We start from the raw sequence: 23,158 nt of genomic DNA on the forward strand, positions 1-23,158 counted from the left end.
GCGATCGACCCCCGGCCGTCACCCGGTGTCGAGGCCGTCCACCAGCCGGTCGAGGAAACGGGCGAAGGTCGCTTCCGGTGTGACGGGGCGTCCCGCCGAGGCGAGCGCCTCCGCCAGTTCCGGGTGCCGGCCGTCGGCGGCGACGGCCGCGAGGTAGCGGGCCTCGGCGGCGGCCCGATCGGGGGTGTGGGCCGCCGCCGCCCGGCCGACCTCATGGCCCACATGACCGGCGACGAAGCCGGTCAGCAGGCTGAAGACCTCCAGCTTCGCCGCGCCGTCCAGTCCGGTGGGCCGCAGCGCGGCGAGCGCGTACTCCACGAAGTCCAGGGCGCGCGGCCCCGGGGTGCGGCGCGCCGCCAGTGCGGTGGGCAGCCAGGGGTGCCGCAGCATCAGCTCGCGCTGGAGCCGGCCCACGGCCTTCAGATCCGCGCGCCAGTCCCCGGTCAGGGGCCGGGTCGTCGGGAGTTCCCCGCTGACGTGGTCGACCATCAGGTCCAGCAGGGTCGCCTTGTCGGGGGCGTAGCTGTACAGCGACATGGCGCCTGCCCCGACCCCGGCGGCGACCCGCCGGATGGTGACCGCGTCCAGCCCCTCGGCGTCCGCGAGGGCGACGGCCGCGACCGTGATCGCCGCACGGCTGAAGGCGGGTCTGCGGCCCCGGCCGGGGCGCGCCGGGCTCAGCCAGAGCTGCTGGGGGTCGACGCCGGAGGCGCCGTCGCCGTCACCACGGGGCACGTTCCTCGGTTCCTCTCCTGCCACGACCGCCGACCGGTCCGCTCCTGCCGCAGCCGTACACCGCTCGGGGACCGTCTCTGGGTCCGCCTCTGGGTCCGCCTCTGGGTCCATCCAAGCATCCGTTATTCTCGTACAACGTACGAGAATAACGGAGGAACCCCATGGCCGACACCCGCCCGCACGACGTCACCCCTCAGTCCGGTCCCCGTCCCCCGGTCCGCGGGCCGTCCCTGTCGGCCCGGCTCATGCGGGCCTCCTGGCGCGGGCTGCCGCCCAAGCGGTACGACGTGGGCCTGGAGGCCGGGCTCGCCGTGCCCGGCGCGGACGGCGGCACCCTGCGCGCGGACCACTACTTCCCCCGCGCCGACGGCGACTTCCCCACGCTCCTCATCCGCTCGCCGTACGGCAGGGGGCTGCCCTGGTCACCGATGTTCGGGATCCTCTTCGCCGAACAGGGCTTCCATGTGGTGCTCCAGAGCTGCCGGGGCACCGGCGGCTCGGACGGCCGCTTCGACCTGTGGCGCAACGAGACCGCCGACGGCCTCGCCGCCGTCTCCTGGCTGCGCGAACGCCCCTGGTTCACCGGCACCCTCGGCACGGTCGGACCCAGCTATCTGGGCTACACCCAGTGGGCGCTCGCCCTCGACCCGCCGCCGGAGCTGAAGGCGATGGTCGTGCAGGTCGGGATGCACGACCCGCACGCCTTCTACCACCGGGGCGGCGCGTTCCACCTGGAGAACGCGCTGGCCGTCGGCGCGGGCATGACCAACCAGCACCGCGGGATCATGCCGTTCCTGAAGGCCGTCCTGCGGCTGCGACGCGGGCTGGACGGGATCGTCAGCGCGCGCCCGCTGCGCAAGGCGTACGAGTCCGCGCTCGGTGAGTTGCCCTGGCTGGACGGCGTGATGGCCCACCCGGACGCCGACGACCCGTACTGGCGTGGCGCGGCGCTGGCCGGGGCGGCCGAGCAGGCGGGGATACCCACCGCCCTGATCGGCGGATGGCACGACGCCCTCGTCGACCAGACCTTCGAGCAGTACGCCCGGCTGCGGGCGGCCGGTGCCCGGACCTCCCTGCTCGTCGGCCCCTGGACCCACACCTCCGCCCTTCAGCAGGGCTGGCCCGAGGTCTTCGCCGAGAGCCTCGCCTGGCTGCGCGCGCATCTGTGCGACGACCCCTCCGGGCTGCGGCCCACCGGGGTACGGGTCCACGTCGGCGGCGCGGACACCTGGCGGGACCTGGACGACTGGCCGCAGTCCCCGGACCCCGCCCCGGCCCCTTGGTACGCGGCCCCCGACGGCTCGCTCACCTCACGGCCCCCGGCGGAACCCGCGCCCCTCACGTCCTTCCGCCATGACCCGGACGCCCCCACCCCGTCCGTCGGCGGTCTGCTGCTGTCCCGGACGGCGGGCCCCCGCGACAACACCGCGCTGGAGGCCCGGGACGACGTCCGCACCTTCACCGGCCCGCCCCTGACCGAACCCCTCGACGCCGTCGGCCCGGTCTCCGCTCGGGTCCGGCTCGCCGTGGACACGGGCCACGCCGACGCCTTCGTCCGGCTGTGCGACGTGGACGGGCAGGGGCGGTCCACCAACGTCTGCGACGGCATCACCCGGGTGGCGACCGCCCCGGGGACGCCCACCGAGGTCACCGTCGCCATGAGCCCGATCGCCCACCGCTTCGCCCCGGGCCACCGCGTCCGACTCCAGATCAGCGGCGGCGCGCACCCCCGCTACGCCAGCAACCCCGGCACCGGCGTCCCCGACACGGAGGCGACCACGGTCACCCCCGCGCACATCACCCTGTACACGGGCACGTCCCTGAACCTGCCCGGCGGCAGCCCGGCCCCCGAACGGTGACCGTCACCCGGCCCGGTGGTCCGTCGCCCGGGTGACGGGTGACCCCGGTGACAGATGATCCCGCTGAGGTGCGGTCCCTGTGCCGGGACGCCCCGGGGCCCGTCTCCCTGCCCTTCCCGGCGGTTCCGGCGGTTCCGGCGGTTCCGGCGGTTCCGGCGGTTCCGGCGGTTCCGGCGGTTCCGGCGGTTCCGGCGGCCCGTGCTCCCGGGCCGGGCTGTCCGCACCCCCGCACCCCCCGCACCGCCGCGCTGTCCGCGCCGCCCGTGGGAGAACTTCGTCCGAATCCCGCTCCCGTGGCCCGCGACGGTCCGCCCCGCCTCGCGAACACCCCCTGACCTGCGCGGTGTTACGCCAGCCGTACGGTCCCGCCGGTGGCGGTGGCGTCCGGCGCGGAACTTTCGTCCAAGACAGGGGCGCCGAAGTCGGGGACCGTGGGGACATGCGCAGCTACGAGACGGGGTCCGGCCCCGTCGACAGCGACACCGGGAAGGGCTGGGAGGTCGCCCGTCCCCTCGGCGGCACGTCCGTGGACGGTGTCCGGATGGCCGGGTTCCGCGACCGGAGCGCCGCCGGGCTGGACATGCGGGTGCTCCCGCAGCCGGTCGTGGTCGTCGTCCTCGCGCTCGGGGACGAACCGGTCACGGTGGAGGGCGCCGACGGGCCCCGGCCCCTGCGGAGCCTCGTCGCCGCGCTGTCGCCCGGCCCGGTCCGCATCCGGGGCGCGCGCGTCGAGTGCCTGGAGGCGCGGTTGTCACCCCGGGCCGCGTACGCGCTGCTGGGCACGTCACCACGCGAACTGGACGGGACCGTCACCGGGCTCGACGACCTGTGGGGGCGCCCCGCGCGGACCCTGCGCGAACGGCTCACCGACGCCCCGACCTGGCAGGAACGCCTGACATTGATGGACGGCTTCCTCGCCGGGCGGGCCGCGCGGGCACCGGTGATGGCCCCGGAGGTCGCCGCCGCCTGGGACACCATCGTGGCCCGCCGGGGCCGGGTACGGGTCACCGATCTCGCCGCGTCCTGCGGGTGGAGCCGCAAGCGGCTGTGGTCCAGATTCAGCGCCCAGATCGGCCTCACCCCCAAACGCGCGGCCATGACGGTCCGCTTCGACCGCGCCGTCCGGGCCCTGCACGCGGGACACAACCCCGCCGAGGTCGCCCTGGCCTGCGGATACGCCGACCAGCCGCATCTCCACCGCGACGTACTGGCCCTCGCCGGGTGCACACCGGGCGCCCTGACCGGCAGCGACACCTCCGCCGGCTGACCGTGCCGGCGGGGAAGGTTCCGGCCACACGCACGAGCGCGCGACGCCGTGTGACGCGCCGCGCGTCGACCCACCTCACACCACCTCACGCCACCTCACGACGAAGGGAAAGCCCTGTGGAGAACACGGACAACGTGAACAACGTGAACAAGGTCGACGACTCGGAGAACGCCGAGGTGCGGGCGGCGGACGGCGACGACCGTGAGCTGATCGTCCGGCTCGCGTTCGGGAGCATGGCCGCGCAGACGATGCGCGCGGCGGAGCGGTTGAGGGTCGTCGAGCTGATCGGTGACCGCCGGCGTCCGGCCGCCGATGTGGCCGCCGAAGCCGGGGCCGAACCCCAGCCCATGGCCCGGCTGCTCCGTGCCCTGGCCAGCCTCGGTCTGCTGAGGGAACACGCCTCCGGTTCCTACTCGGTGACCCCCGCGGGCGCGCTCCTCGACCCCAACCGCCCCGACTCGCTCACCTCGTTCGTCCGGATGTTCACCGAACCGACGATGACCCGCGCCTGGGAGCACCTGGACGACAGTGTCCGCACTGGCCGGACCTCGTTCGACACCGTCTTCGGCACCGACTTCTTCAGCCATGTCGCCCGGCACCCCGAGGTTTCCGCGGACTTCAACGCGGCGATGGGCCAGGCCTCCCGGGACACCGCCGCCGCGCTGCCGCACGCGTACGACTTCGGCCGGTTCACCCGGGTCACGGATGTCGGCGGGGGCGACGGCACCCTGCTGGCCGCCGTGCTCGCCGCGCATCCGGGCCTCACCGGAGTGGTCCTCGACACGGCGGAAGGCCTGGCGGAGGCACCGGGGACGCTGGAGCGGCAGGGACTCACCGAACGCTGTGCGCTGACCACCGGGGACTTCTTCCGCGCGGTCCCCGTGGGCTCGGACGTCTATCTGATGAAGAGCGTCCTGCACGACTGGGCGGACGACCAGGTGGTCACCATCCTGAGCCACTGCCGCGCGGTGCTGCCGCCGGGCGGTGTCGTCCTGATCGTGGACCCGGTGCTCCCCGAAAGGCCCGGCACCCCGACCGAAACCGGCAGCGGCACCGGCACCGGCACCCCCACCGGCGGCGAGGCCGACCCCGAGGTCAATCTCAGCGAGGGCGGGGTCACCTATCTGACCGACCTCAACATGCTGGTGAACGTGGGCGGACGCGAGCGCACCCGCCGGGACTTCGAGGACGTGTGCCGCCGCGCGGGCCTGACCCTCACCTCGATCACCCCGCTCACCGGCGCGGCGCCGTTCTCCCTCATCGAGGCCGTGGCCGGACCCGTACCCGCCCCCGGCCCCGTACCCGTACCCACGTCCGACACCGGGACCGGCTGACCGGCTGACCGGACACCGCGCGGGGCCGCGCCCGGCCCCGCGGCCACGGCCCAGAACCTGACCGCCCCGCGTCAGCCCCGGAGCAGCTTCAGCACCTCCGGCCAACTCGACGCACGCGCCTCCGCGTTGGAGGCCGATGTACCGCCCATCCGGTAGGACTCGCCCGTCACCGGGTGGGTGAACCTGGTGCCGGCCGCGGTGTACGGGAACGTGCCGACGCCGTGCCCCGCGTGGGGATGGATCAGCGCCCGGTGCGGGTCGCCCGAGGCGCCGCGCTGCTCGCCGATCCGCTCGGCCGAGGGCGCCGACGGCCACATCCCGTCGTCGCCGCCCGCGACGGCCAGCACCGTGCCGCGCACCCGGTGCAGCGGAATGTTTCCCTCCTTCACCGGCTTGCCGTCCTTCGTCCAGGCGGGGCCGCCGTCGGGGAAGCCGGGTACCACGCGATGGCTCGGGGCGTAGACGACGACGTCGTGGACCAGGTCCGGGTAGTGGTGGGCGAGAAGTTGGGCTGCCTCGCTGCCGCGTGAGTAGCCGATGACGGCGGGCCGCTTCGATCCGGTGGCGTACTCGCGCTTCAGCAGCCGGGCCGCGGTGACGAAGTACTCCAGCTCGATGCGTTCCAGGGTGGCGGGGCGGCCGGTACAGCCGAAGTAGCACAGGTCGAGCACGGGGTGCCCCCGGGAGGCGAGCAGCGCGGCGGCGTGCTTGTCGCCGTGGCCGCCGCTCGATCCGCCGAAGAGGAGCACCGGCGAGCGGCGCTCGGGCCCGGCGGGCGGCAGGTACAGGGCGCCCTCCACCCCGTCCTTGGCCACGGTCAGCGGCCGGTGGGTGACGCCCTTGTCCATCCAGGTGCGGGTCAGTGTGCGGGCCGCGAGCTGCTCGCCGCCCGCGTCCACCGCCAGGCGCACCTCGTAGTCGGAGCCGAGCTCCGGCCACAACGGCGCGAACCACGACTCGTCGGCCGATCCCTGGTCCGGCTTCATCGACCAGAACAGCCCCATGCCGTCGGCCTGTCGGTACGTCCCCGATCGCGGCCGGGCACGCTTCAGGTCCACCGACCCCGACGCGTCCGCGGCGAACGTGGCCCGCCCGGTCCAGGGCTGACCCCGGTGGTCCGCGGCCTTCGAGGTGACCGTCACCTCCTGGCCCGCGTCCAGACCGGTGACCCGGACGCGCAACGGCTCGTCGGCCAGGGCCACCGGCTTGTCGACCCGTATCCGCACCTCGTCATCGGCCGTGGCACCCCCGGCACACCCGAGGCCGAGCAGCAACGCCAGCACGTTCGCGCCGACAGCCGTCCGCAATCCCTTGTTCCGCATCCCCGGCCCCCGCCTCGTACGCCGTCCTGTGGTCACCTGGTCCTGTGGTCACCCGCTCCGGAAAACCCTACGAGGGCATAGGCCCGGGCCGGACCCGGCGCGGCGAGGGGGCGGCATGCCGCCAGGCTCGGGGACGGGAGGGCGGGAGGGCCGCGTGCCACCGAGCTGGACCGGGCCCTCCGGCCAGGCCAGGGGCCATGGCAGGCCAACAGATGTCCAAAACCCGTCACATGCGGGCGACTTCGGTCATGGCCCGGTTAGCCTGCGAACGACCATTCGACTGTTCACGGGCCGAACCGCTCAGGGGGACGAGCCGCACCGGCCGGTGCCCTCGCGACCCCGGCGCCGGCGGCGGTCCGGGTCGCACCCTGGGCCCGTTCCCGGCGTGGGCGCGGTACGCGGGCCGGTCCCGGGTGATGAGGATGCGCGTTCATGCCTTTGCACTACCAGTCCTGCTCCTTCCGGTACCGGCGCGGTCGCCGTACCGTCCTCGACGGGCTCGATCTGACCTTCCCGGTGGGGAACACCGTGCTGCTCGGTCCCAACGGGGCCGGTAAGAGCACCCTGATGGCGATCGGGGCGAGCGCGATGGCCCCGCAGACCGGGGAGGTCAGGTTCGGGGAGTTGCGGGCCACGCGGCGGGGCGATCTGCGCGCGTACCGGCGTGTGGTCTCGTGGCTGCCGCAGCGCGCCTCGTTCCTGCCGGGGATGACCTGCCGTGAGCACGTCGCCTATGTCGGCTGGCTCAAGGGGATGGGCGAGCGGCAGGCGTGGCGGGCGGCGCCGGCCGCGATCGAGCGCGTGGGACTCACGGAAAAGGTCACGGACAAAGTCGAGACGCTGTCCGGAGGGCAGCGACAGCGGCTGGCGATCGCCCAAGCGCTCGTCCACCGGGCGAAGTTGCTGCTCCTGGACGAGCCGACCGTGGGACTGGACCCGAGACAGCGCCGCCGCTTCCTCGATCTGCTCGTCGAACTGCGAGGAAGCGTCAGCGTGATCGTGTCCACTCATGACATCGCCGACCTGGACCAGGCGTTCGACACGGTCGTGGTGCTGGAGAACGGCAGGACGCGGTTCCAGGGCGGAGTGCCAGGCTTCGAACGCCACGCCGAGGCCGGGTGTGCGCCCGGTCGACGGTTGGAGAGCGCGTATTCCATGCTCCTGAGCGGGGCAGAATCGTGATTTACCTCGCCAACCTCCGTGCCTCTTCGGCTCCTTGGCTTCTCCTACCCGGGCTGCTCGGCCTTGTCCTGTACGTCGACGGCGACACCATCAGGGAAGCCCAGGGCAACGCCGTGGGAGCCGGTGAACTCGCCGCCCTCGGCATCGTGGCGATCGCCCCCATGGTGTCGGGGGCCGCCGCCTGGGAAGCAGGTCGGCACCGGCACCTGCGCGAACTCCATTCGGTGAGCGTGCGCGGAGCGGTCCGCAGGTCGCTCCGCGCGATCGCCCCCGTGCTCGTTCTGCATGTCCTCCTCGTCGGCGCGGCCGTCGTACTGGCCAGGTCGGTCGCGGGCGTGTGGCCAGGCGCCGAGGGGTGGTGGGGGGTACTGCACCTGCTCGTCCTCCCCGGGGAGTGGCTGATCATCGGCTGGGTGCTGGGGCTGTTGTGCCCGCGTGCGGTCGCCGCTCTGGTGGCCGCGGCCGTGCCATGGGTGTCGCTGGCCGCAACTTACGCCGTGAGCGCTCCCTTCATGCGCCACCTGGGCGGTTTCGTGCTGGGGGGGTCACCCCTGACCGAGGTGCGGGACCCGCTCGTCTACGTCGTTCCCTGGCTGGCCACCGCCGCACTCGCGGGGGCCGTGATGCTCCTCGTCGGCGCGCGTCGCAGGCCATGGCTGCCCGTCGTGAGTGTGGCGGTGGCCGTGGGAGCGCTGGTCGGCGGTCGGGCCGTGGTCGCGGACTGGGGGCACACACCGCTGCGGGAACCCCGGATGGGTCACACCGTGTGCGAGGGCGGGGCCCCCGTGATCTGTCTCCCCCGGGAGTACGCGGGGCACCTGGCCGAAGTGCGTCGCGCCGCGCTGCCCCGGCTGGACGCGCTGCGGAAGGCCGGTCTGCCGATGCCCGAGAAGGTCAGCATGGTCTCCCCGGCACTCAAGCCGGTGCCAGGCACCTGGCCGCTGTCCTGGGGGCCGGACACGCCCGCCGAGGCATTCGATGTCGTCCTCGCCCGGTCGGCCGTGGGCGGTACGGCGGCGCGCCAGGGGATACGGGACTGCGGTTGGCCTTCGTCAGCGGGGGCGTGGGCGATGCTCGTCATGGGAGTACCGGAAGCGAGGGTCCATGACGACCTCCTCGACGAGGAGCAAGCCGAGATGCGCCGGGTCCGTGCGCTGCCCGCCGACCAGCAGGTCGACTGGTTCACCTCGACCGTCCGGGAACAGAAGCACTGCGTGCCGGGATCGTCATGAGGATCTACTTCTCGGTGGTTCGCCGCTGGTGGGTCACCCCGGCGGCACTGGCTCTGACCGTGCTTGTGTGTTGGACAACTGGTAGGACCGAACTCCCCGTTCCCTCCTTCCTGGGCGCATCCGGCGGGGTACAGCTGCGATACGTTGCACCGCTGCTGGTCGTGACAGCGATGCTGTACTGCCTCGACCGGCGGCTGGGCGAAGTGGAGAGCACAGCAGTCGCCCCCGTGATCCTGAGGGATCACGCGACGGTGACGGCCGTGGTGGTCCTGGCGCACGCGGTCGGGCCCTGGGTGGGCATGGACGTTCCCCGGAACGTCATGCTGCTGCTCGCGGTGGCACTGGCCGCACGGCGCTTCACGAACACGGCGGCGGCGGGCTCCGTGTGCCTGGGGGCACTGGCCGTCACCCTGACGATGGGACGTGCACAGGGACCATCCGGGCAGGTGATGTTCCGGGAGTGGGCACTGGTGATCCACCCGTCGGACAGCGGCGCGGCGTGGGTGGCGGCGGTCATCCTCTTCGCCCTCGCCCTGGCCGTGTCGTCCGGCGCGGGCCGCTTTCCGCCGCGCGGGCGTGCGTACGGGTGACGTTGACCTCGCGGAACGCGGGAGCCTCACCGGCGCGCGTCACAGCGCGGGGACCGGAGCACATGCCTGCCGCTGGCGGTCACCCATGGAACTCAATCGCCTCGCTGATCAGCGCCCGTGCCGCCTGGCCGTGGACGGCCATCCCCGTGAGACGGGAGAACGCCTTCGCGTACACCGCGATCTCACCGGGCGCGGTGACGTTCACCCCGGCAGTCAGCAGCTCGACGCTCACCTGGCGTTCGTCGAACATGTAGAACGCCTCCAGCGGCCACACCCGCCGCTCCGCGCCGGCCGGGACGATGCCGAGGCTCACCTGGGGCAGCGCCATGACCGCCAGCAGATAGCCGAGCTGACCCGCCATGGTCGCCGGGTCGCCCACCCGGTGGCGCAGCACGGCCTCCTCGATGAGCAGCACGAACCGGTGGCGGCCGTCGTGCAGGACCTCGGAGCGTTCCACCCGGGAGGCGGCGGCGTCCGGCGCGTCGTCGGGGGTGCCCTGGAAGTCCGCGATGGCCGACAGCAGGGCGGTGGCGTACGCCTCGGTCTGGAGCATTCCGGGGACGACGTTCGAGCAGTACACGCGGAACAGCCGGGTCCGCTCGTAGAGGGGGACCACCTCGTCCTGGGCCCCGCGCATCCCGTGCCGGTGGAGCTTCTTCCAGTGGACGTACAGCCGGTCGGCCCGGCGGTTGGCCGCGACGAGATCCCTGACCTGGTCGTGCGCCCCGCAGGCCGCGCACCACGCACGGATGTCCGCGTCCGACGGCGCCGTCCTCGCCCGCTCGATCCGGGAGGACTTGGCCGGGCTCCAGCCGCATCGCACGGCCAGTTCGTGCCCGGTGATCTCCGCCTCCACCCGCAGCTCACGCAACCGCCCCGCGATCACTTCACGGGCGGCCTGGGCGTGGGACGAGGGGGAGGCGGGCATACGACGGCTCTTCCGGATCGAACGGCGTCAGACCATGTACTTCTCGTGCGGGACGCCACGGTCCCACACACTGTCGAACGCCCGTGCGGCCAGGGCCACGACCTCGGGTTCGGTACGCAGTTCCCAGCCCGGCGCGACCCAGTCGCCCGTTCCGGAGAAGTGGTTGAACAGCACGGTTTCCTGGTCGAAGATCCAGCAGTCGTTGCCGGGAAGCGCGATGTCGGACGCCTGCCGTCTCGGCAACCAGCGGACCCGCTCGCCTGCCTGGATGTTCACGACCGTACCGGCGTGCTCGTACCGGATGTAGTCCGTGACGGGTTCCGAGACGACCCGCGCCCGCCGGACGTCCACTCCCCTGGCCACCGTGCGCTGGACGAGTTCCACCCAGGGCGTCCAGTACGCGGAGGCGGGGTCCACGTCCCGATGCCCCGTGCGCTGCCAGTGCTCGAAGTCTGCGGCCTCGTCACCTACTCCGTAGGAATCACGCATCTCCAGATGCACGGCCGAGCGCTTGGCCGCTGCCAACTGCGCCTCAAAGTCCAGCACGCTCGGCGGCATCGCACGCCTCCCTGATGATCGCCACCATGCGGGCGGGTACACGGATGACGGCTTCATGCGGGGGGATACCCGGGGCGTGCCCCGGCACCGTGAACGCCGCGCACGAGGCCTCCAGCTCCTCGTCCGGCTTGAGCCCCTGGATGACGAGGTCCCTTGTCTGCTCGTGCACCCAGACGGTCGGTGAACCGTGCTGCCCGGTCTCCGGATCTATCCCGATGAACCGTAAGGCCATGACCACCTCCGGCGTTGAGAGTCTTCCACTGCCTTGCATCAGGCTGATGACAACTCCCGCTTCCGTCAAGGGAGACTACGGGCCACGGTCCGGAATGAGACATGCGAGCGTGGTCCACGACCCCCAAGTCGAGACGGCCAACGCACGCCACCAGCTACGTTGCCGTTCTCTGCTCCACTGCCCGCCGCCACCCCTGTCGCGGGTGGCCATCACCCCATCGCATCAGCTATCTGCAAGTTGATGCAAGAACATGGACCCTCGTACCGCCGCTTCCTACCGTCGTTCCACACCGCCCGTCCGCCGGAGACAGGCATACGGCCCGCCCCGGTGCCGGCCGTCAGGAACACCAGGAAGGGCCCCACGATGACCGACCTGTACTCACTCCCCACCACGGAAGCCGTCTTCCGCACCCCGTGCGGCGGCAACACCCACCCCGACGGCGAATCCTGCGTCACCCTCGCCCGCATCGGCCCCGACGCCTGGGCCCTCGGAGACACCAAACGCCCCCACGCCGAACCCCTCCGCTTCACCACCGCCGAACTCGACGCCGCCGGAATCGACCCCGCCCGCTTCACCCTCTCCGCCTGACCCACCCCGGACAACGGCCCCGCCCACCCCACGGACGGGGCCGTCACCCACCCCCGGAACGGAACCGCCATGCACCACCACGGCTACACCTGGATCGGGGAGAAGACGGCATTCGACAACGAAGCCCTGCGCCGACCACCACACCCCCACCCACCACCACCCCCGCTCCCCGCAGACCCCGCCGCCCAACGACTCACCGAGCGCTACCGCGAAGTCGTCACCGCCTTCACCACCACCGACCTCCCACCCATACAAACCGCGCACTGGCTCCTCAAACCCAGCACCCTCGTACACGGCACCTGGACACAACCCGAAGAAGCCGTGGAATGGCTCCGCCTACAACTCGCGGAACCACCCCACGGCCTCCACACCAACACCGATCCCGCGTCCTGGGAGACGGCATCGGCGGAACGGCTCTCCTGGGGCGGCGACATCTCCCTCGGCCACTACCTCGGCGGCACCCTCTTCCGCTCGCTCGCCGTAGTGACCTGCTCCCCGAACCGAGCCGCCCCCGAGCTACGGTGCCCGTTCGGGTAGCTGGTCGCCCGCAGGCCTGTTCCGGCGGGTCAGCCGCGGGGGGCGGGACATCGCGATGGCGACGAGCTGGGGAAGTCCGGTCTCCCACAGGGCGTCGACGACCGTCCCCGTCACCCAGGACGCCAGGTCCGGCGACCGCTCCCGGGCGGTGCGGTGCCGGACGGACGGACAGGGCCGGTGACCCCGGGGTCACCGGCCCTGCCGTCACCGCCGGTCCCCGCCGCCGCGACGGTACGACGCCTCAGCGGGCCGACTGCGTCAGCGGCTCAGCGGGCGGACCCGTACGGACCCGTCCCGGCCGGGCGTCGCTCAGAAGGCCCCGCAGGTCAGGGATCGTGCCGTGGTGACGGCCTTGTCCGGGGTGTCGTTGACGTCGATGATGTCGACGTCGATGACGCTGCGCCACTTCACCGTCGTCGACCCCTTGCAGACCTTGCGGGCGTTGGCACGGTGCGTGCTGGGGGCGCTCCTCAGGCTCTTGCTCGGCTTGACCGTCTTGTTGCCGGTCGCGACCGTCTTCCACTTCTTGGCCTTGGCGTCGTACGCCTGGAGCTGGACGGTGACCTTGGCCTTCTCGCCCGGCCCGCTCTTCTTGTACCACCAGCCGTGCCCCGACGCGGTGGCGGGAGGGGTGCTGGACTCGTGGACGTAGTCCCCGTTGGAGTAGAACACGCCGGCCGAGGGCTTCTTCTTCCCCGCGCGGGGCGACGGGCCCGAGTCGTCGGGCTCCTCACCGGGTCCGCCCTCCAGCGGGCCCCCTTCGACCCCGCCCTCGACCTCGCCGGGCTCCTCGTCCGGCATGGCCGGGTCGGTCGGGTCCGGCTCGGTCGGCTCGGCGGTCTCCGTGCCCGGGACGGCCGTCGCGGCGGTGGTCGCGAGCGGCTCCACGGTGTCCAGGGGGGACGCGGTGGAGGCGGCCAGGGCTATCGCGGACGACGCCGTGACGGCGACGATGAATGTGCGCATGGTGCTGAATCGTTCCCTTGAGAATCCCGGTCCGGAACGGTCAATTCCGGACCGATGGTGCGGTGGCAGACACCGGCGGGACATCACCCCGCGCGTTCCGGAGGTCAACCCGTTCCGCACGGCGACGCGTCCGGCCGGTGACGTCGTCACCGACGGTCCGGAAGGTTCCCCCTCGTCACCCGTCCACCCCCGCTGGAACCGCCCTGGGGCGGTGGCCCGGATGGTTCCGGACGCTGTTCACATGGAGGTGTCGTGTCTGCCTGCGCCACATCATGCATCATCAGAATTACGGAAGTTGACCACTTTGTGAGTGATAAATGGGACCGAATGCCGCTTTCTGATCAATGCCCGTTGTGACGCTTCACGCACCCCCCTGATGGAACCGGAGCGCGCCCGTCCGCCCGGATGGCACCATCATCTCCATACATCGACCCTCATACCCCTCACGCCTCTTTCGCCCCTTTCGCCCCTGACATGCGCTTCGGGGACGGCGACTTCCCCCGGTGAGCCGGGTCAGGGGTGGCCGATGAGCCAGACGACCGTCACCTCCACCTTGTCCTCGAAGACGCGGTACCCGATCGGCACTCCGGCGGATTCGAGGGCACGCACCCGCAGGGCATCGCGCCCGCGCCCACTCCTGACTCATCCCACGGCCAGCGGGCGTGAGGCGAGCGGGCCCGGCATCGCCTCATGAACGGCGCGGCGGCGGGCCGGGGTGAGCTGGGCCATGCCGCGCTTGGCGTCCTCCTCCAGGAACACTTTGCAGGTCACGACGGGTCTCCTCCGTCCCGGCGTTCGAAGGTGGCGGGGTCGTGGTCGGTCATGACCTCGTCGACGGTGTACGTCCTGGCCGTGCCGTCCCGCGAAGCCCGTTCGGCGCCCCGCACGGCGGGGTGGACCAGCGAGAACCAGACCACCCGGCGTTCCACCAGGACCAGGCGGATGCCGGCCAGAGGTTCCTCCCCCGCGGCGGCGAACGGGGCGGACTCCAGTTCCTCCACGAAGCTCCGCAGCGCGTCGGACCAGGGGGCGAGGGCGGATCTCACCTCCGCGATCGTCTGCGGGCCCTCGTCCCACTCGACCACGTGGGGCGAACGGGGCACGCCCGGACGGCTGTTGTCCTGCTCGCTCATACAGTCGGTCTCCTCGGCATGGGGTGCTTGGCCGTGCGGCCACGAGAAGGTAGGGCCAAGCAGGACCGCACACGGGGTGAGTGGTGTCGTGCTCACCCGGACGGGTGGCGGCCAGGGCTGCCGGGTGCGGAGCTCGGCCGACGACGCCGTTACCGGGCTCGGACCCCGGCCCTGGACCCCGGCGGGGAACCGGGGTCCGTTCAGGGGGCGGTCCGGGGTGTCCCGGACGTGGATCGGGGGCGGTTCGCGTGAGACTCGGGTGTCCGGCCGACGTACGAAAGGTGCCGCGCATGGCTGTCCCCTCGGGCCCCGCCCGACGCAACGTCGTTCTCGGGGCCCTCGCCCTGTCCCTCGCCACCGGCGGCACGGCCCGTGCCCTGACCGCCGATTCCACCGGGCACGTCCCCCGGGCCGGGGACGGCGCCGGCCGGATCGTCGATCTGGCACTGCCGTCCACCGCGCTCGGCCGCACCGCCAAGGTCCGGCTGCTGACCCCGGACGGGTGGCACGCCCGGCGCCCGGCCCGCCGCTGGCCGACGCTGTACCTGCTGCCCGGCGGCGACGGTGACCATCTGCCGTGGACCCAGGACTACGGAATCCAGCACCTTCCCGCGCTGCGGCACACACTCGTGGTGATGCCGGAGATGCCGCTGTTCGGCTTCTACTCCGACTGGTGGAACCACGGCGCGGGCGGCCCACCGGCCGTGGAGTCCTTCCACCTCCGGGAGGTGCTGCCGCTCATGGAACGCGAGTACGGCGCGGGACCGCGACGCGCGGTCGCGGGACAGTCGCAAGGAGGCTTCGGCGCGCTCTCCTACTCCGCGCGCCACCGGGGGCTGTTCCGGGCAGCCGCCTCCTTCAGCGGCTACGTCCACCCGCACCAGCACCCCAGAGCGGTACGCGCGGCGATGGACTACCTGGGCCTCGACCCGCTGGCCCTGTGGGGCGACCCCGAACGCCAGCGCCACATCTGGGAGGCCCACGACCCCGCCTACCTCACCGACCGGCTGGCGGGCATCCCCGTCCACCTGTCCTGCGGCGACGGCCGCCTCGGACCGCTCGACCCGCCGGGCACCCTCCCGGACGAGCACATCCCCGGCATGGAGGACCCCGACGACCCCTTCCCCGCCGACGTCCTCTCCCCCACCGAGGCCATCATGGAGGCGGAGAACCGGACCCTGGAACCCCTCCTCAGAGCATCCGGAGCCCGGGTCACCACGCACTACCACTCCGGCACCCACGACCCGGCCTACTGGTCCCGGGAACTCCGCCGCTCCCTCCCGATGCTCCTCGCCGCCCTGCACGGCTGAGCCGGGGGCACGTACGGGCACGCCCTTACGGTTCGCGGGGGCTTCGCACTCCGTACGCCTCCGATCGGCACCGCGGGCCGCCGCTGACTGCGGCGGTTCCGGGGGCGGCCGACCGTTCCCTAGCCCGCGACCGCCGGGGCGGACCGGTCGTCCCCGTCCGTCGTGCGCTGCCCGGTGCAGCAGGCGTCGCCGTCCAGGACAGGACTCTTGCCCATCCGATCGGCGTCGGCCTTGACGACGTAGACCTCCCACGGCTCCCTACCGGGGCCGTGGACCCAGACCTTGTCCTGGAGGGCGTAGCAGCAGGAGGTGTCGTTCTCCTCGAAGGTGGCGAGCCCGGCGTCCTTGAGGCGGGCCGTGGCGGCGGTGACCGTCTCCGTGGAATCGACTTCGACGCCCAGATGGTCGAGGCGGGTGTCCTGGCCTTCCTCCCCCTCGATCAGGACGAGCTTGAGCGGGGGTTCGGCGATGGCGAAGTTGGCGTAGCCGGGGCGGCGCTTGGCGGGCTCGACGCCGAAGAGCTGGGTGTAGAACACGACCGACGCTTCGAGGTCGGCGACGTTGAGGGCGAGCTGGACGCGGGACATGACGTACTCCTCGAACACTCTGTATCGATGTTTGTCGATGTCTTACGTTGTCGAGCTTGCCTCTTGAATCGAAGTTCGTCAACATAGAGACATGTCGAATCAAGAGCTTCCGGTGCTCGGGCAGGACGCCACGGTGGAGGGCTGCTGCCCCGGCCTGCTGTCGGCCCCGCTGGACGAGGACCAGGCCGTGGTGCTGGCGAAGGTGTTCAAGGCGCTCGGTGATCCGGTGCGGCTGCGGCTGCTGTCGATGATCGCCTCCCGCGCCGGGGGCGAGGTCTGCGTCTGCGATCTCACCCCGGCGTTCGACCTGTCCCAGCCGACGATCTCCCACCACCTCAAACTGCTGCGCGAGGCCGGGCTGATCGCCTCCGAACGGCGGGGGACGTGGGTGTACTACCGGCCGCTGCCGGAGACGACCGACCGGCTCGCCGGTCTCCTCACCCGGCCCGCGGGCGATTCCCTGCCCGAGCCCGCCGGACTCCCCGCGTGAGCGCCCCGGCCGTCGCGGCGGGGCCGGTGGCGTCCCGGCTGTCGTTCCCCGACCGCTACCTCGCCGTGTGGATTCTCGTCGCGATGGCCGCCGGCCTCGGCCTCGGCCGACTCGTCCCGGGGCTCGGGGACGCGCTGGCGAAGGTGACGGTGACGGGGGTGTCGCTGCCGATCGCGCTCGGCCTGCTGGTGATGATGTACCCGGTGCTGGCCAAGGTCCGCTACGACCGGCTCGGCACCGTCACCCGCGACCGGCCCCTGCTCGTCTGGTCACTGGTGCTGAACTGGGTGCTCGGTCCGGCGCTGATGTTCGCGCTCGCCTGGATCCTCCTGCCCGACCTGCCGGAGTACCGCACCGGGCTGATCATCGTCGGGCTCGCCCGCTGCATCGCGATGGTCATCATCTGGAACGACCTCGCGCGCGGCCACCGGGAGGCCGCCGCCGTCCTGGTCGCGGTGAACTCCGTCTTCCAGGTGATCGCCTTCGGCCTCCTGGGCTGGTTCTACCTCGACCTGCTGCCCGGCTGGCTCGGCCTGGCGACCACCGGCCTGGACATCTCCGCCTGGGAGATCGCCAGCTCCGTCCTCGTCTTCCTCGGCATCCCCCTCGTCGCCGGGTACCTCACCCGCCGTATCGGCGAGAGGACCCGGGGCCGCGACTGGTACGAGACGGAGCTGATCCCCCGGATCGGGCCGTTCGCCCTGTACGGGCTGCTGTTCACGATCGTCGTGCTCTTCGCCCTCCAGGGTGAGGCGATCACCTCGAAGCCGGTGGACGTGGCCCGGATCGCGGTACCGCTGCTGGTGTACTTCGCCGTGATGTGGGCCGGGTCCATGGCGATCGGCCGGGCGGCGGGGCTCGGCTACGCGAAGACGACGACGCTGGCGTTCACCGCGGCGGGCAACAACTTCGAACTCGCCATCGCGGTCGCCATCGCCACCTTCGGCGCCACCAGCGGACAGGCCCTCGCGGGTGTCGTCGGCCCGCTGATCGAGGTCCCGGTCCTCATCGGACTCGTCTACGTCGCCCTGAGGGCCCGCCGCTTCTTCCCCACCACCCCCGACCCCGCGGCCGGACCGGCCGCCGTCCCGGAAGGCCCCGCCCGTGTCTGAGCCCCGGCCGAAACCCTCGGTGCTGTTCGTGTGCGTCCACAACGCGGGCCGCTCGCAGATGGCCGCCGCGTTCCTCACCCACCTCGCCGGCGGCCGGGTCGAGGTCCGCTCCGCCGGGTCCGCACCCGCCGCCACCGTGAACCCCGCCGCCGTGCGCGCCATGGCGGAAGTCGGGATCGACATGTCCGCCGGGACACCGAAGGCCCTGGCCATCGAAGCCGTCCGGGCGTCCGACGTGGTCATCACCATGGGCTGCGGCGACACCTGCCCCGTCTTCCCCGGCAAGACCTACCTCGACTGGAAGCTCGACGACCCGGCCGGACAGGGCGTCGAAGCGGTGCGTCCCATCCGCGACGAGATCGAACAACGCGTCAGGGGCTTGCTCGCCGAACTCCTGCCCGAGCCCGCCTGACCTCCACCCGGCCCCGCCGACGCGACTGGCCTCACCAACGGTCCCGGCCGCCGAGTCCCTACGGTGCCGTCCCCCGCGCCAACGCCACCAGACCCGCGAACGCCTCCGGAGACACCATCAGCACAGGTCCGGCCGGGACCTTACTGTCCCGAACGGGAACCACGTCCCCTGATCGGACGAATTCGGGTGCCCACTCGAAGCACTGGCCGCCGTCCGAGCCGCTGTAGCTGGACTTGATCCAAGACGAGTCCGACACGATCTGCGCCATCGTTGCCTCCTTGGCTGTACACCACGACGAAAGGTTGGGCGCTCAAGAGCTGCCGCAGTAGCTGTCCTCTACCCATCAGTGCCGACGCGGTACGCCGGACGTTCGCAGGCGGCAAGCAGGACGCGGAACGAGTTCCCGCATCCTGCGGGGTGGCCGCCGAACGGGCCACCGGCCGGGTACCTCGCGGTCCGCGTCTCCGACCGGCACCGTGGGCTGCCCCTGGCGGCTCCGCCTGTTCCCAGGGCGCCCGACCGTGCCCCACAACGCGCCGGGGTCGTGCCCCGAACCACCCTCCGGCCACGCTTGGCAGCCCCCGTCACAGCCACGACGATAGAGGCCCGATCCCGACGTGGGAGTGAGGAAGCGATGTCCTGCTCCAGCGCCCAGGCCGCCCGCGAGTCGATCGCCGCGCGGCTCAAGGAACTGCGTCTCGACGCCGGTCTCACGATGCAGGCGCTTGCCGACCGGTGCGGATGGAGCAAGGCGAAATCCTCACGGATCGAGGCCGCGAGGACAGCCCCCAGCGACGCCGACATCCGTGCCTGGTGTGCCGCGTGCGGCAGCGGCGACCAGGCGGCGGACCTCATCGCGTCGTCCCGCACCGCCGATTCGATGTACGTCGAATGGCGACGCGTGCAGCGCACCGGGCTGCGCAGGCTCCAGCACGCGAACCTCCCGCTCTACCAGCGCACCGAACTCTTCCGCGTCTACTCCTCCCGCGTCGTGCCTGGGCTGCTCCAGACCGAGGACTACGCCCACGCGCTGCTGTCACTGATCGCGGGCTTCCGCCACCTCCCGGACGACGCCCGTGCCGCCGCGATCGCCCGCGTCGAGCGGTCGCACCTCATCCGCGACGGACACCACCGCGTCGTCCTGCTGATCGAGGAAGACGTACTGACCCACCGCATCGGCAGCGACACCGTCATGGCCGGGCAGCTCGCCCATCTGCTCACGGTCATGTCGTACCCGGCCGTCTCGCTCGGTGTCATCCCCCGGGCCGCGCGACGGGAGCTGTGGGGGCCCGAGACGTTCACGATGTTCGACGACAGGAGGGTGCACGTCGAACTCCTCACCGCCAAGGTCACCGTGACGGCCCCGACCGAGGTCCAGCTCTACCGACGCGCGTTCACGCGCCTGTCCGGTATGGCGGTCCACGGCCCCCGCGCACGCGCGCTGATCAGCGGAGCGATCCACTCCCTGAGGTGATCCGCCCGCGAGCTACGGTGCCCACACGCGTGAGCCCTACGACGCGGTGTCCCGAGCCAACGCCACCAGACCCGCGAACGCCTCCGGCGACACCATCAGCACAGGTCCGGCCGGGACCTTACTGTCCCGAACGGGAACCACGTCCGCCAGCTGGACGAATCCGGGCGCCCACTCGACGCACTGGCCGCCGTCCCCTCCGCTGTGGCTGGACTTGCGCCACAGTGGCTTCGGTATCGGGGTCATCCCTGAACTCCCTCGCTGCTTCAGCGATCCAACGTATTGAGCGCGCGGGCGAAAGCGCCTTTGCCAGTAGCTGATCGTATCGCTGGGCGGCCTCGCCGACGATCACACCATCGTCATATCGGCGTCCTCCCTTGAACCCGTCGGTGTGGAGCACTGTGGGCTCCTTCTTGAACTTCAGCACGGTGAAGGCCAGGTAGTGAGGGGGCGCACCTTCGCTGAAGGGGAGCACCTGGATGGTGATGGCTGGCAGCTTCGCCACCTCAGTCAGGTGGTCGAGCTGCTTCGCCATGACGTGGCGATCACCGACGACAGTTCGCAAGCAGTTCTCGTGCACCACCATCCATACGGCTGGCGAGGACGCGCCATTCACAATGTCCAGTCGCCGCAGTCGGGCCGCAATCATGCTCTCGATCTGCTCGTCGGGCAGACGCGGGACGTTGGCGTCGAAGACCGCGTGAGCGTACTCCTCCGTCTGGAACATGCCCATCACGAAGATGTTCGAGTAGTTCTGGATACGCGTCGCCTTTTGCTCCAGCTCGATGTACGGCAGGAAGCCCTTGGGGTGATCCCCCAGGAGAATGCGTTCGAGCTGTCGCTCCAGCATCCCTCCCGTAGCCAAGGCACGATCGGCTCCGGTGACGAACTTCAGGCTCGGAGGCTGCTTCGCGGCCTCGACCTTGCTCACGTAGCTCTCCGAGTAGCCCGTGGCCCGGCCCAGGTTCTTCATGGTCATTTTCCGCGCTCGGCGTATCTCGCGCATGTCCAACCCGAAGGACGTCAAGGGACTCAAGTTTCGCGGCGGCTCGGGAGCATTCATGCCCTCTGACCTCACATTCTGCTGCTCCAAGCACTGGAGCGCACGGTAAGGGAACTTGAAGATTCGACCCTCAAGTGATGCGAGTATACGGGTAGTTGTGTTCATCTGGTCACGCACAGAGACGAACGACGGCGGAAGGTACGGCCTTGCGTGACCACATCCCTCCCGATCCGTATGTGTTCGCCTGGCCGCCGTGCCGGTGCCCCTGGCCGGACTGCCCGGACCAGGAAGGGCCCGATCTCCAGCGGGAACGGGAGGAGGCCGCCCGTACCGCCCGGTCGCGGCTCGAAGCCCGTATCCGGCTGGAGAACGACCGGCGGCGTCGGCTCGGGACGTACTGGCGGCTGCTGTGACGGGACGACCGCCCCTCCACCCACCACCCCCACCGGAAGGAACCCGTACATGAACGACCGTGTCGGCTGGAACGAACTGCCCCTCAGCCTGCGCACGTTGATCGAGATGGCCGCCGGTCAGGTGATCCGGGCCGACTCCGTCGCTGACGGGCTCAACTGCTCGCTCGCCGCGCGGGTCGACACCGTCGGGGGCGGACGGCTGTTCCTCAAAGGGGTACGGGACGACGACCCGGCGCAAGTAGCCGCGCTCGCCTGCGAGGACTCGCTGAACGAGCATGTCACCGGAGTCAGCCCGCCCGTGCTGTACCGGTTCCGGGCGGAGGGCTGGTACTGCCTCGCGTTCGGCTTCGTGGACGGGAGGTACGCCGACCTGGGGACCGGGTCGAAGGACCTCGGCGCGGTGGCCGCAGCGCTTCGGGGGCTGCCCGCCGTGCCCGTGCCCGGACTCCCCGTACCGGACCTCGCGGATCGGTTCGCCGGTCGTCTCGACCGCACGGAGTCCGCCTCGTTGAAGGGCCGTTGCCTTCTGCACACGGACCTGAATCCGCACAACATCCTGATCGACGGCCGTACCTCTGCCGCCTGGTTCCTGGACTGGGCCATGCCCGCCGTCGGACCGCCCTGGGTGGACCCCGCGTACGTCGCCGTCCGGCTCATGGAGTGCGGGCAGCCGGCCGGGGACGCGCTCGCCTGGCTGTCCGGCTTCACGAGCTGGCGGGACGCCGACCCCCTCGCCGTCAAGGCGTTCGTGGACGGGACCTGCCGGGAGTGGACCGCCCGCATCGGTGAACCGGACGCCACGCCCAGCAACGAGCGCTACCAAGCGCTGCTCAGCGGTATCTAGCCGCACCACGAGTGCGGGCCGACCCGGCCCGTGCCCGAAGACAGATCACCCCGACGGACCGTTGCAGCGTTCCGCCGGGGCTGGCCGAACCAGCCTCCAAGGAGCTGACCCGACGTATGCGTGACTCTATCCTCCATGCCCTTTTGCGGGTGCTGGACCTTCTCCCGTGGACCCGGCGCAGGAAGCCCGGACGGCACTCCGCCGCGCACCTCGACCACGACCCCGTTCACCCCGTCCCGGACGAGGTCCCTTGCAGCGCGTGGGCCAAGCCGTGGCCGGGGATCAGCTCCCGTCAGGCCCGTGCGGTGTTCCTCGCGGACGCGGAGCTCGATCTCACCCCTGACCAGCGGGAACGCCGGTGGGCCGCCGCCTTCGCGGAGCTCGGGGTCGACTATCCGTACGCGTACCCCGGCGACCACTTCTCGGCCGTCGGATGAGCGGGCGGACCCTGTGGTTCCCGGAGAGCGCGCCGGACGTCCTCGAAGCGGATTGTTCCGGCTGCGGGCGGAGGACCATGGCGGCCGTCGCCGTCGGGTGCGGGGGCCCCTCGCGGGGTGGCGCCGGGTTGCGGTACGTGTGCCCGGAGTGCACGACTGACGCGGTGCCGCTTGCCGTACCGGAGGAGTTCCCAGCGGGTCGCCTTCGCTTGCGCTTCTGAGGTCTGTTCGGGTGGGCGTGCTTGTTCCCGTTCGGGTCGGACGGGGGTGCGCGGTTCCCCGCGCCCCTGGGTTACCTGTGCTGGGCCTACTTGTTCCAGCACAAGTACTTCGCTTGATCCTTAACCTCCCGGTCGCTGTCGGGACGTTAAGGATCAAGCTGTGAGAGCCGGGTGGGCCTGCGCGGCTTTCTGCCAGTGGGCGATGGCCGGGCTTTGTGGTGGCGGACTATTTTTCGAGCACTTGCCTGCGGCCGGTCTACGCAACGTGGCAGGATCGGCGCGGAGGGTTACCCAGTGGTGGGCCGGTGGTGTGTGGTCCGCGTCGTCGTGCCGCCAGGGCCCCACCGTGTTCGGTACGACCGCGCCGGTGTGGGATGCCCAGGGGGCCGTTCGGC

27 protein-coding genes and 1 pseudogene are annotated in these 23,158 nt (G+C 71.5%); 16 read left to right on the forward strand and 12 right to left on the reverse strand.

Annotated features, from left to right (window positions below; genetic code table 11):
• Positions 1-18: 18 nt before the first annotated feature.
• Complete coding sequence (locus tag OG711_RS19265) at positions 19-735, reverse strand: TetR/AcrR family transcriptional regulator (protein WP_266509726.1); 717 nt, start codon at positions 733-735, stop codon at positions 19-21.
• 161 nt (positions 736-896) lie between these two features.
• Here OG711_RS19265 and OG711_RS19270 point away from each other — a divergent pair, with 161 nt between their 5' ends.
• The 3 genes from OG711_RS19270 to OG711_RS19280 all read left to right on the forward strand — a co-directional run bounded on the left by OG711_RS19270 (position 897) and on the right by OG711_RS19280 (position 5,195).
• Entirely contained in the window at positions 897-2,594 is a 1,698-nt protein-coding gene (locus OG711_RS19270; protein WP_405673776.1) for a CocE/NonD family hydrolase, read from the forward strand.
• 439 nt (positions 2,595-3,033) lie between these two features.
• Positions 3,034-3,861: a helix-turn-helix domain-containing protein gene (locus OG711_RS19275; protein ID WP_329559886.1), complete on the forward strand. Its 828-nt coding sequence runs from the start codon at positions 3,034-3,036 to the stop codon at positions 3,859-3,861.
• Positions 3,862-4,037: 176 nt separating this feature from the next.
• Positions 4,038-5,195, forward strand: a complete 1,158-nt coding sequence (locus OG711_RS19280; protein ID WP_329563912.1) for a methyltransferase — start codon at positions 4,038-4,040, stop codon at positions 5,193-5,195.
• A gap of 71 nt (positions 5,196-5,266) precedes the next feature.
• On the opposite strand, the gene OG711_RS19285 is transcribed toward OG711_RS19280, so the two are convergent.
• Positions 5,267-6,517 carry an acyl-CoA thioesterase/bile acid-CoA:amino acid N-acyltransferase family protein gene (locus OG711_RS19285; protein WP_329559887.1) on the reverse strand — a complete coding sequence of 417 codons (1,251 nt, stop codon included), beginning with the start codon at positions 6,515-6,517 and terminating at the stop codon, positions 5,267-5,269.
• Positions 6,518-6,949: 432 nt separating this feature from the next.
• Here OG711_RS19285 and OG711_RS19290 point away from each other — a divergent pair, with 432 nt between their 5' ends.
• The 3 genes from OG711_RS19290 to OG711_RS19300 all read left to right on the forward strand — a co-directional run bounded on the left by OG711_RS19290 (position 6,950) and on the right by OG711_RS19300 (position 9,521).
• Entirely contained in the window at positions 6,950-7,699 is a 750-nt protein-coding gene (locus tag OG711_RS19290; RefSeq protein ID WP_266509738.1) for an ATP-binding cassette domain-containing protein, read from the forward strand.
• Positions 7,696-8,931, forward strand: a complete 1,236-nt coding sequence (locus OG711_RS19295; protein ID WP_329559888.1) for a DUF7224 domain-containing protein — start codon at positions 7,696-7,698, stop codon at positions 8,929-8,931. Before OG711_RS19290 ends, OG711_RS19295 begins: the two co-directional genes overlap by 4 nt.
• A gap of 161 nt (positions 8,932-9,092) precedes the next feature.
• Entirely contained in the window at positions 9,093-9,521 is a 429-nt protein-coding gene (locus tag OG711_RS19300) for a hypothetical protein (RefSeq protein ID WP_329559889.1), read from the forward strand.
• A 79-nt stretch (positions 9,522-9,600) separates the two neighbouring features.
• On the opposite strand, the gene OG711_RS19305 is transcribed toward OG711_RS19300, so the two are convergent.
• Genes OG711_RS19305 through OG711_RS19315 form a run of 3 tightly spaced genes read right to left on the reverse strand, consistent with a single transcriptional unit; the run spans position 9,601 to position 11,239 of the window.
• Positions 9,601-10,449, reverse strand: coding sequence for a helix-turn-helix domain-containing protein (locus OG711_RS19305; protein ID WP_329559890.1), 849 nt, complete (start codon positions 10,447-10,449; stop codon positions 9,601-9,603).
• A gap of 27 nt (positions 10,450-10,476) precedes the next feature.
• A complete protein-coding gene (locus tag OG711_RS19310) occupies positions 10,477-11,007 on the reverse strand; it encodes a DUF6879 family protein (protein WP_329559891.1) in 531 nt (176 codons plus the stop codon).
• Positions 10,982-11,239 carry a hypothetical protein gene (locus OG711_RS19315; RefSeq protein WP_266509747.1) on the reverse strand — a complete coding sequence of 86 codons (258 nt, stop codon included), beginning with the start codon at positions 11,237-11,239 and terminating at the stop codon, positions 10,982-10,984. Before OG711_RS19315 ends, OG711_RS19310 begins: the two co-directional genes overlap by 26 nt.
• 363 nt (positions 11,240-11,602) lie before the next feature.
• On the opposite strand from OG711_RS19315, the gene OG711_RS19320 reads away from it, so the two are divergent.
• Both OG711_RS19320 and OG711_RS19325 read left to right on the forward strand, forming a co-directional pair.
• Positions 11,603-11,827, forward strand: a complete 225-nt coding sequence (locus tag OG711_RS19320) for a DUF397 domain-containing protein (RefSeq protein ID WP_329559892.1) — start codon at positions 11,603-11,605, stop codon at positions 11,825-11,827.
• A 69-nt stretch (positions 11,828-11,896) separates the two neighbouring features.
• Complete coding sequence (locus OG711_RS19325) at positions 11,897-12,364, forward strand: hypothetical protein (protein ID WP_329559893.1); 468 nt, start codon at positions 11,897-11,899, stop codon at positions 12,362-12,364.
• 309 nt (positions 12,365-12,673) lie between these two features.
• Here OG711_RS19325 and OG711_RS19330 read toward each other — a convergent pair whose 3' ends face one another.
• The 3 genes from OG711_RS19330 to OG711_RS19340 form a co-directional block, all read right to left on the reverse strand.
• The gene (locus tag OG711_RS19330; RefSeq protein ID WP_329559894.1) at positions 12,674-13,330 is read right to left on the reverse strand and encodes a hypothetical protein; all 657 of its coding nucleotides are present in this window, start codon (positions 13,328-13,330) and stop codon (positions 12,674-12,676) included.
• Positions 13,331-13,972: 642 nt separating this feature from the next.
• The gene (locus tag OG711_RS19335) at positions 13,973-14,101 is read right to left on the reverse strand and encodes a hypothetical protein (protein WP_329559895.1); all 129 of its coding nucleotides are present in this window, start codon (positions 14,099-14,101) and stop codon (positions 13,973-13,975) included.
• Positions 14,098-14,463, reverse strand: coding sequence for a hypothetical protein (locus OG711_RS19340; protein WP_329559896.1), 366 nt, complete (start codon positions 14,461-14,463; stop codon positions 14,098-14,100). The genes OG711_RS19335 and OG711_RS19340 overlap by 4 nt, the downstream gene beginning before the upstream one ends.
• 290 nt (positions 14,464-14,753) lie before the next feature.
• Here OG711_RS19340 and OG711_RS19345 point away from each other — a divergent pair, with 290 nt between their 5' ends.
• Positions 14,754-15,773 (forward strand): alpha/beta hydrolase, encoded by a 1,020-nt coding sequence (locus OG711_RS19345; protein ID WP_329559897.1) that lies wholly within the window; start codon positions 14,754-14,756, stop codon positions 15,771-15,773.
• Positions 15,774-15,892: 119 nt separating this feature from the next.
• Here the strand turns inward: OG711_RS19345 and OG711_RS19350 are convergent, their stop codons facing one another.
• On the reverse strand, positions 15,893-16,360 hold the full coding sequence (locus OG711_RS19350) for an ArsI/CadI family heavy metal resistance metalloenzyme (RefSeq protein ID WP_329559898.1): 468 nt from the start codon (positions 16,358-16,360) through the stop codon (positions 15,893-15,895).
• Positions 16,361-16,451: 91 nt separating this feature from the next.
• Here OG711_RS19350 and OG711_RS19355 point away from each other — a divergent pair, with 91 nt between their 5' ends.
• From OG711_RS19355 to OG711_RS19365, 3 genes are read left to right on the forward strand one after another with little or no spacing between them, the layout of a single operon-like run.
• On the forward strand, positions 16,452-16,850 hold the full coding sequence (locus tag OG711_RS19355; RefSeq protein ID WP_329559899.1) for an ArsR/SmtB family transcription factor: 399 nt from the start codon (positions 16,452-16,454) through the stop codon (positions 16,848-16,850).
• Complete coding sequence (gene arsB, locus OG711_RS19360; protein ID WP_329559900.1) at positions 16,847-17,962, forward strand: ACR3 family arsenite efflux transporter; 1,116 nt, start codon at positions 16,847-16,849, stop codon at positions 17,960-17,962. Before OG711_RS19355 ends, arsB begins: the two co-directional genes overlap by 4 nt.
• On the forward strand, positions 17,955-18,374 hold the full coding sequence (locus OG711_RS19365; protein ID WP_329559901.1) for an arsenate reductase ArsC: 420 nt from the start codon (positions 17,955-17,957) through the stop codon (positions 18,372-18,374). Before arsB ends, OG711_RS19365 begins: the two co-directional genes overlap by 8 nt.
• Positions 18,375-18,432: 58 nt before the next feature.
• Here the strand turns inward: OG711_RS19365 and OG711_RS19370 are convergent, their stop codons facing one another.
• Complete coding sequence (locus OG711_RS19370) at positions 18,433-18,642, reverse strand: DUF397 domain-containing protein (RefSeq protein WP_329559902.1); 210 nt, start codon at positions 18,640-18,642, stop codon at positions 18,433-18,435.
• A 366-nt stretch (positions 18,643-19,008) separates the two neighbouring features.
• On the opposite strand from OG711_RS19370, the gene OG711_RS19375 reads away from it, so the two are divergent.
• Positions 19,009-19,848, forward strand: a complete 840-nt coding sequence (locus OG711_RS19375; RefSeq protein WP_329559903.1) for a helix-turn-helix domain-containing protein — start codon at positions 19,009-19,011, stop codon at positions 19,846-19,848.
• 36 nt (positions 19,849-19,884) lie between these two features.
• Here the strand turns inward: OG711_RS19375 and OG711_RS19380 are convergent, their stop codons facing one another.
• Both OG711_RS19380 and OG711_RS19385 read right to left on the reverse strand, forming a co-directional pair.
• Positions 19,885-20,091 carry a DUF397 domain-containing protein gene (locus tag OG711_RS19380; RefSeq protein WP_329559904.1) on the reverse strand — a complete coding sequence of 69 codons (207 nt, stop codon included), beginning with the start codon at positions 20,089-20,091 and terminating at the stop codon, positions 19,885-19,887.
• A gap of 31 nt (positions 20,092-20,122) precedes the next feature.
• A pseudogene (locus tag OG711_RS19385) lies at positions 20,123-21,013 on the reverse strand (helix-turn-helix domain-containing protein); the annotation flags it as partial.
• A gap of 41 nt (positions 21,014-21,054) precedes the next feature.
• Between OG711_RS19385 and OG711_RS19390 the strand changes: the two are divergent.
• The 3 genes from OG711_RS19390 to OG711_RS19400 all read left to right on the forward strand — a co-directional run bounded on the left by OG711_RS19390 (position 21,055) and on the right by OG711_RS19400 (position 22,542).
• On the forward strand, positions 21,055-21,261 hold the full coding sequence (locus OG711_RS19390) for a hypothetical protein (RefSeq protein WP_329559905.1): 207 nt from the start codon (positions 21,055-21,057) through the stop codon (positions 21,259-21,261).
• A gap of 49 nt (positions 21,262-21,310) precedes the next feature.
• On the forward strand, positions 21,311-22,105 hold the full coding sequence (locus OG711_RS19395) for a phosphotransferase (RefSeq protein WP_329559906.1): 795 nt from the start codon (positions 21,311-21,313) through the stop codon (positions 22,103-22,105).
• A gap of 116 nt (positions 22,106-22,221) precedes the next feature.
• Positions 22,222-22,542, forward strand: coding sequence for a hypothetical protein (locus OG711_RS19400; RefSeq protein WP_266509773.1), 321 nt, complete (start codon positions 22,222-22,224; stop codon positions 22,540-22,542).
• Positions 22,543-23,158 lie beyond the last annotated feature (616 nt).

This window comes from Streptomyces uncialis (assembly GCF_036250755.1).
GTDB lineage: Bacteria > Actinomycetota > Actinomycetes > Streptomycetales > Streptomycetaceae > Streptomyces > Streptomyces uncialis.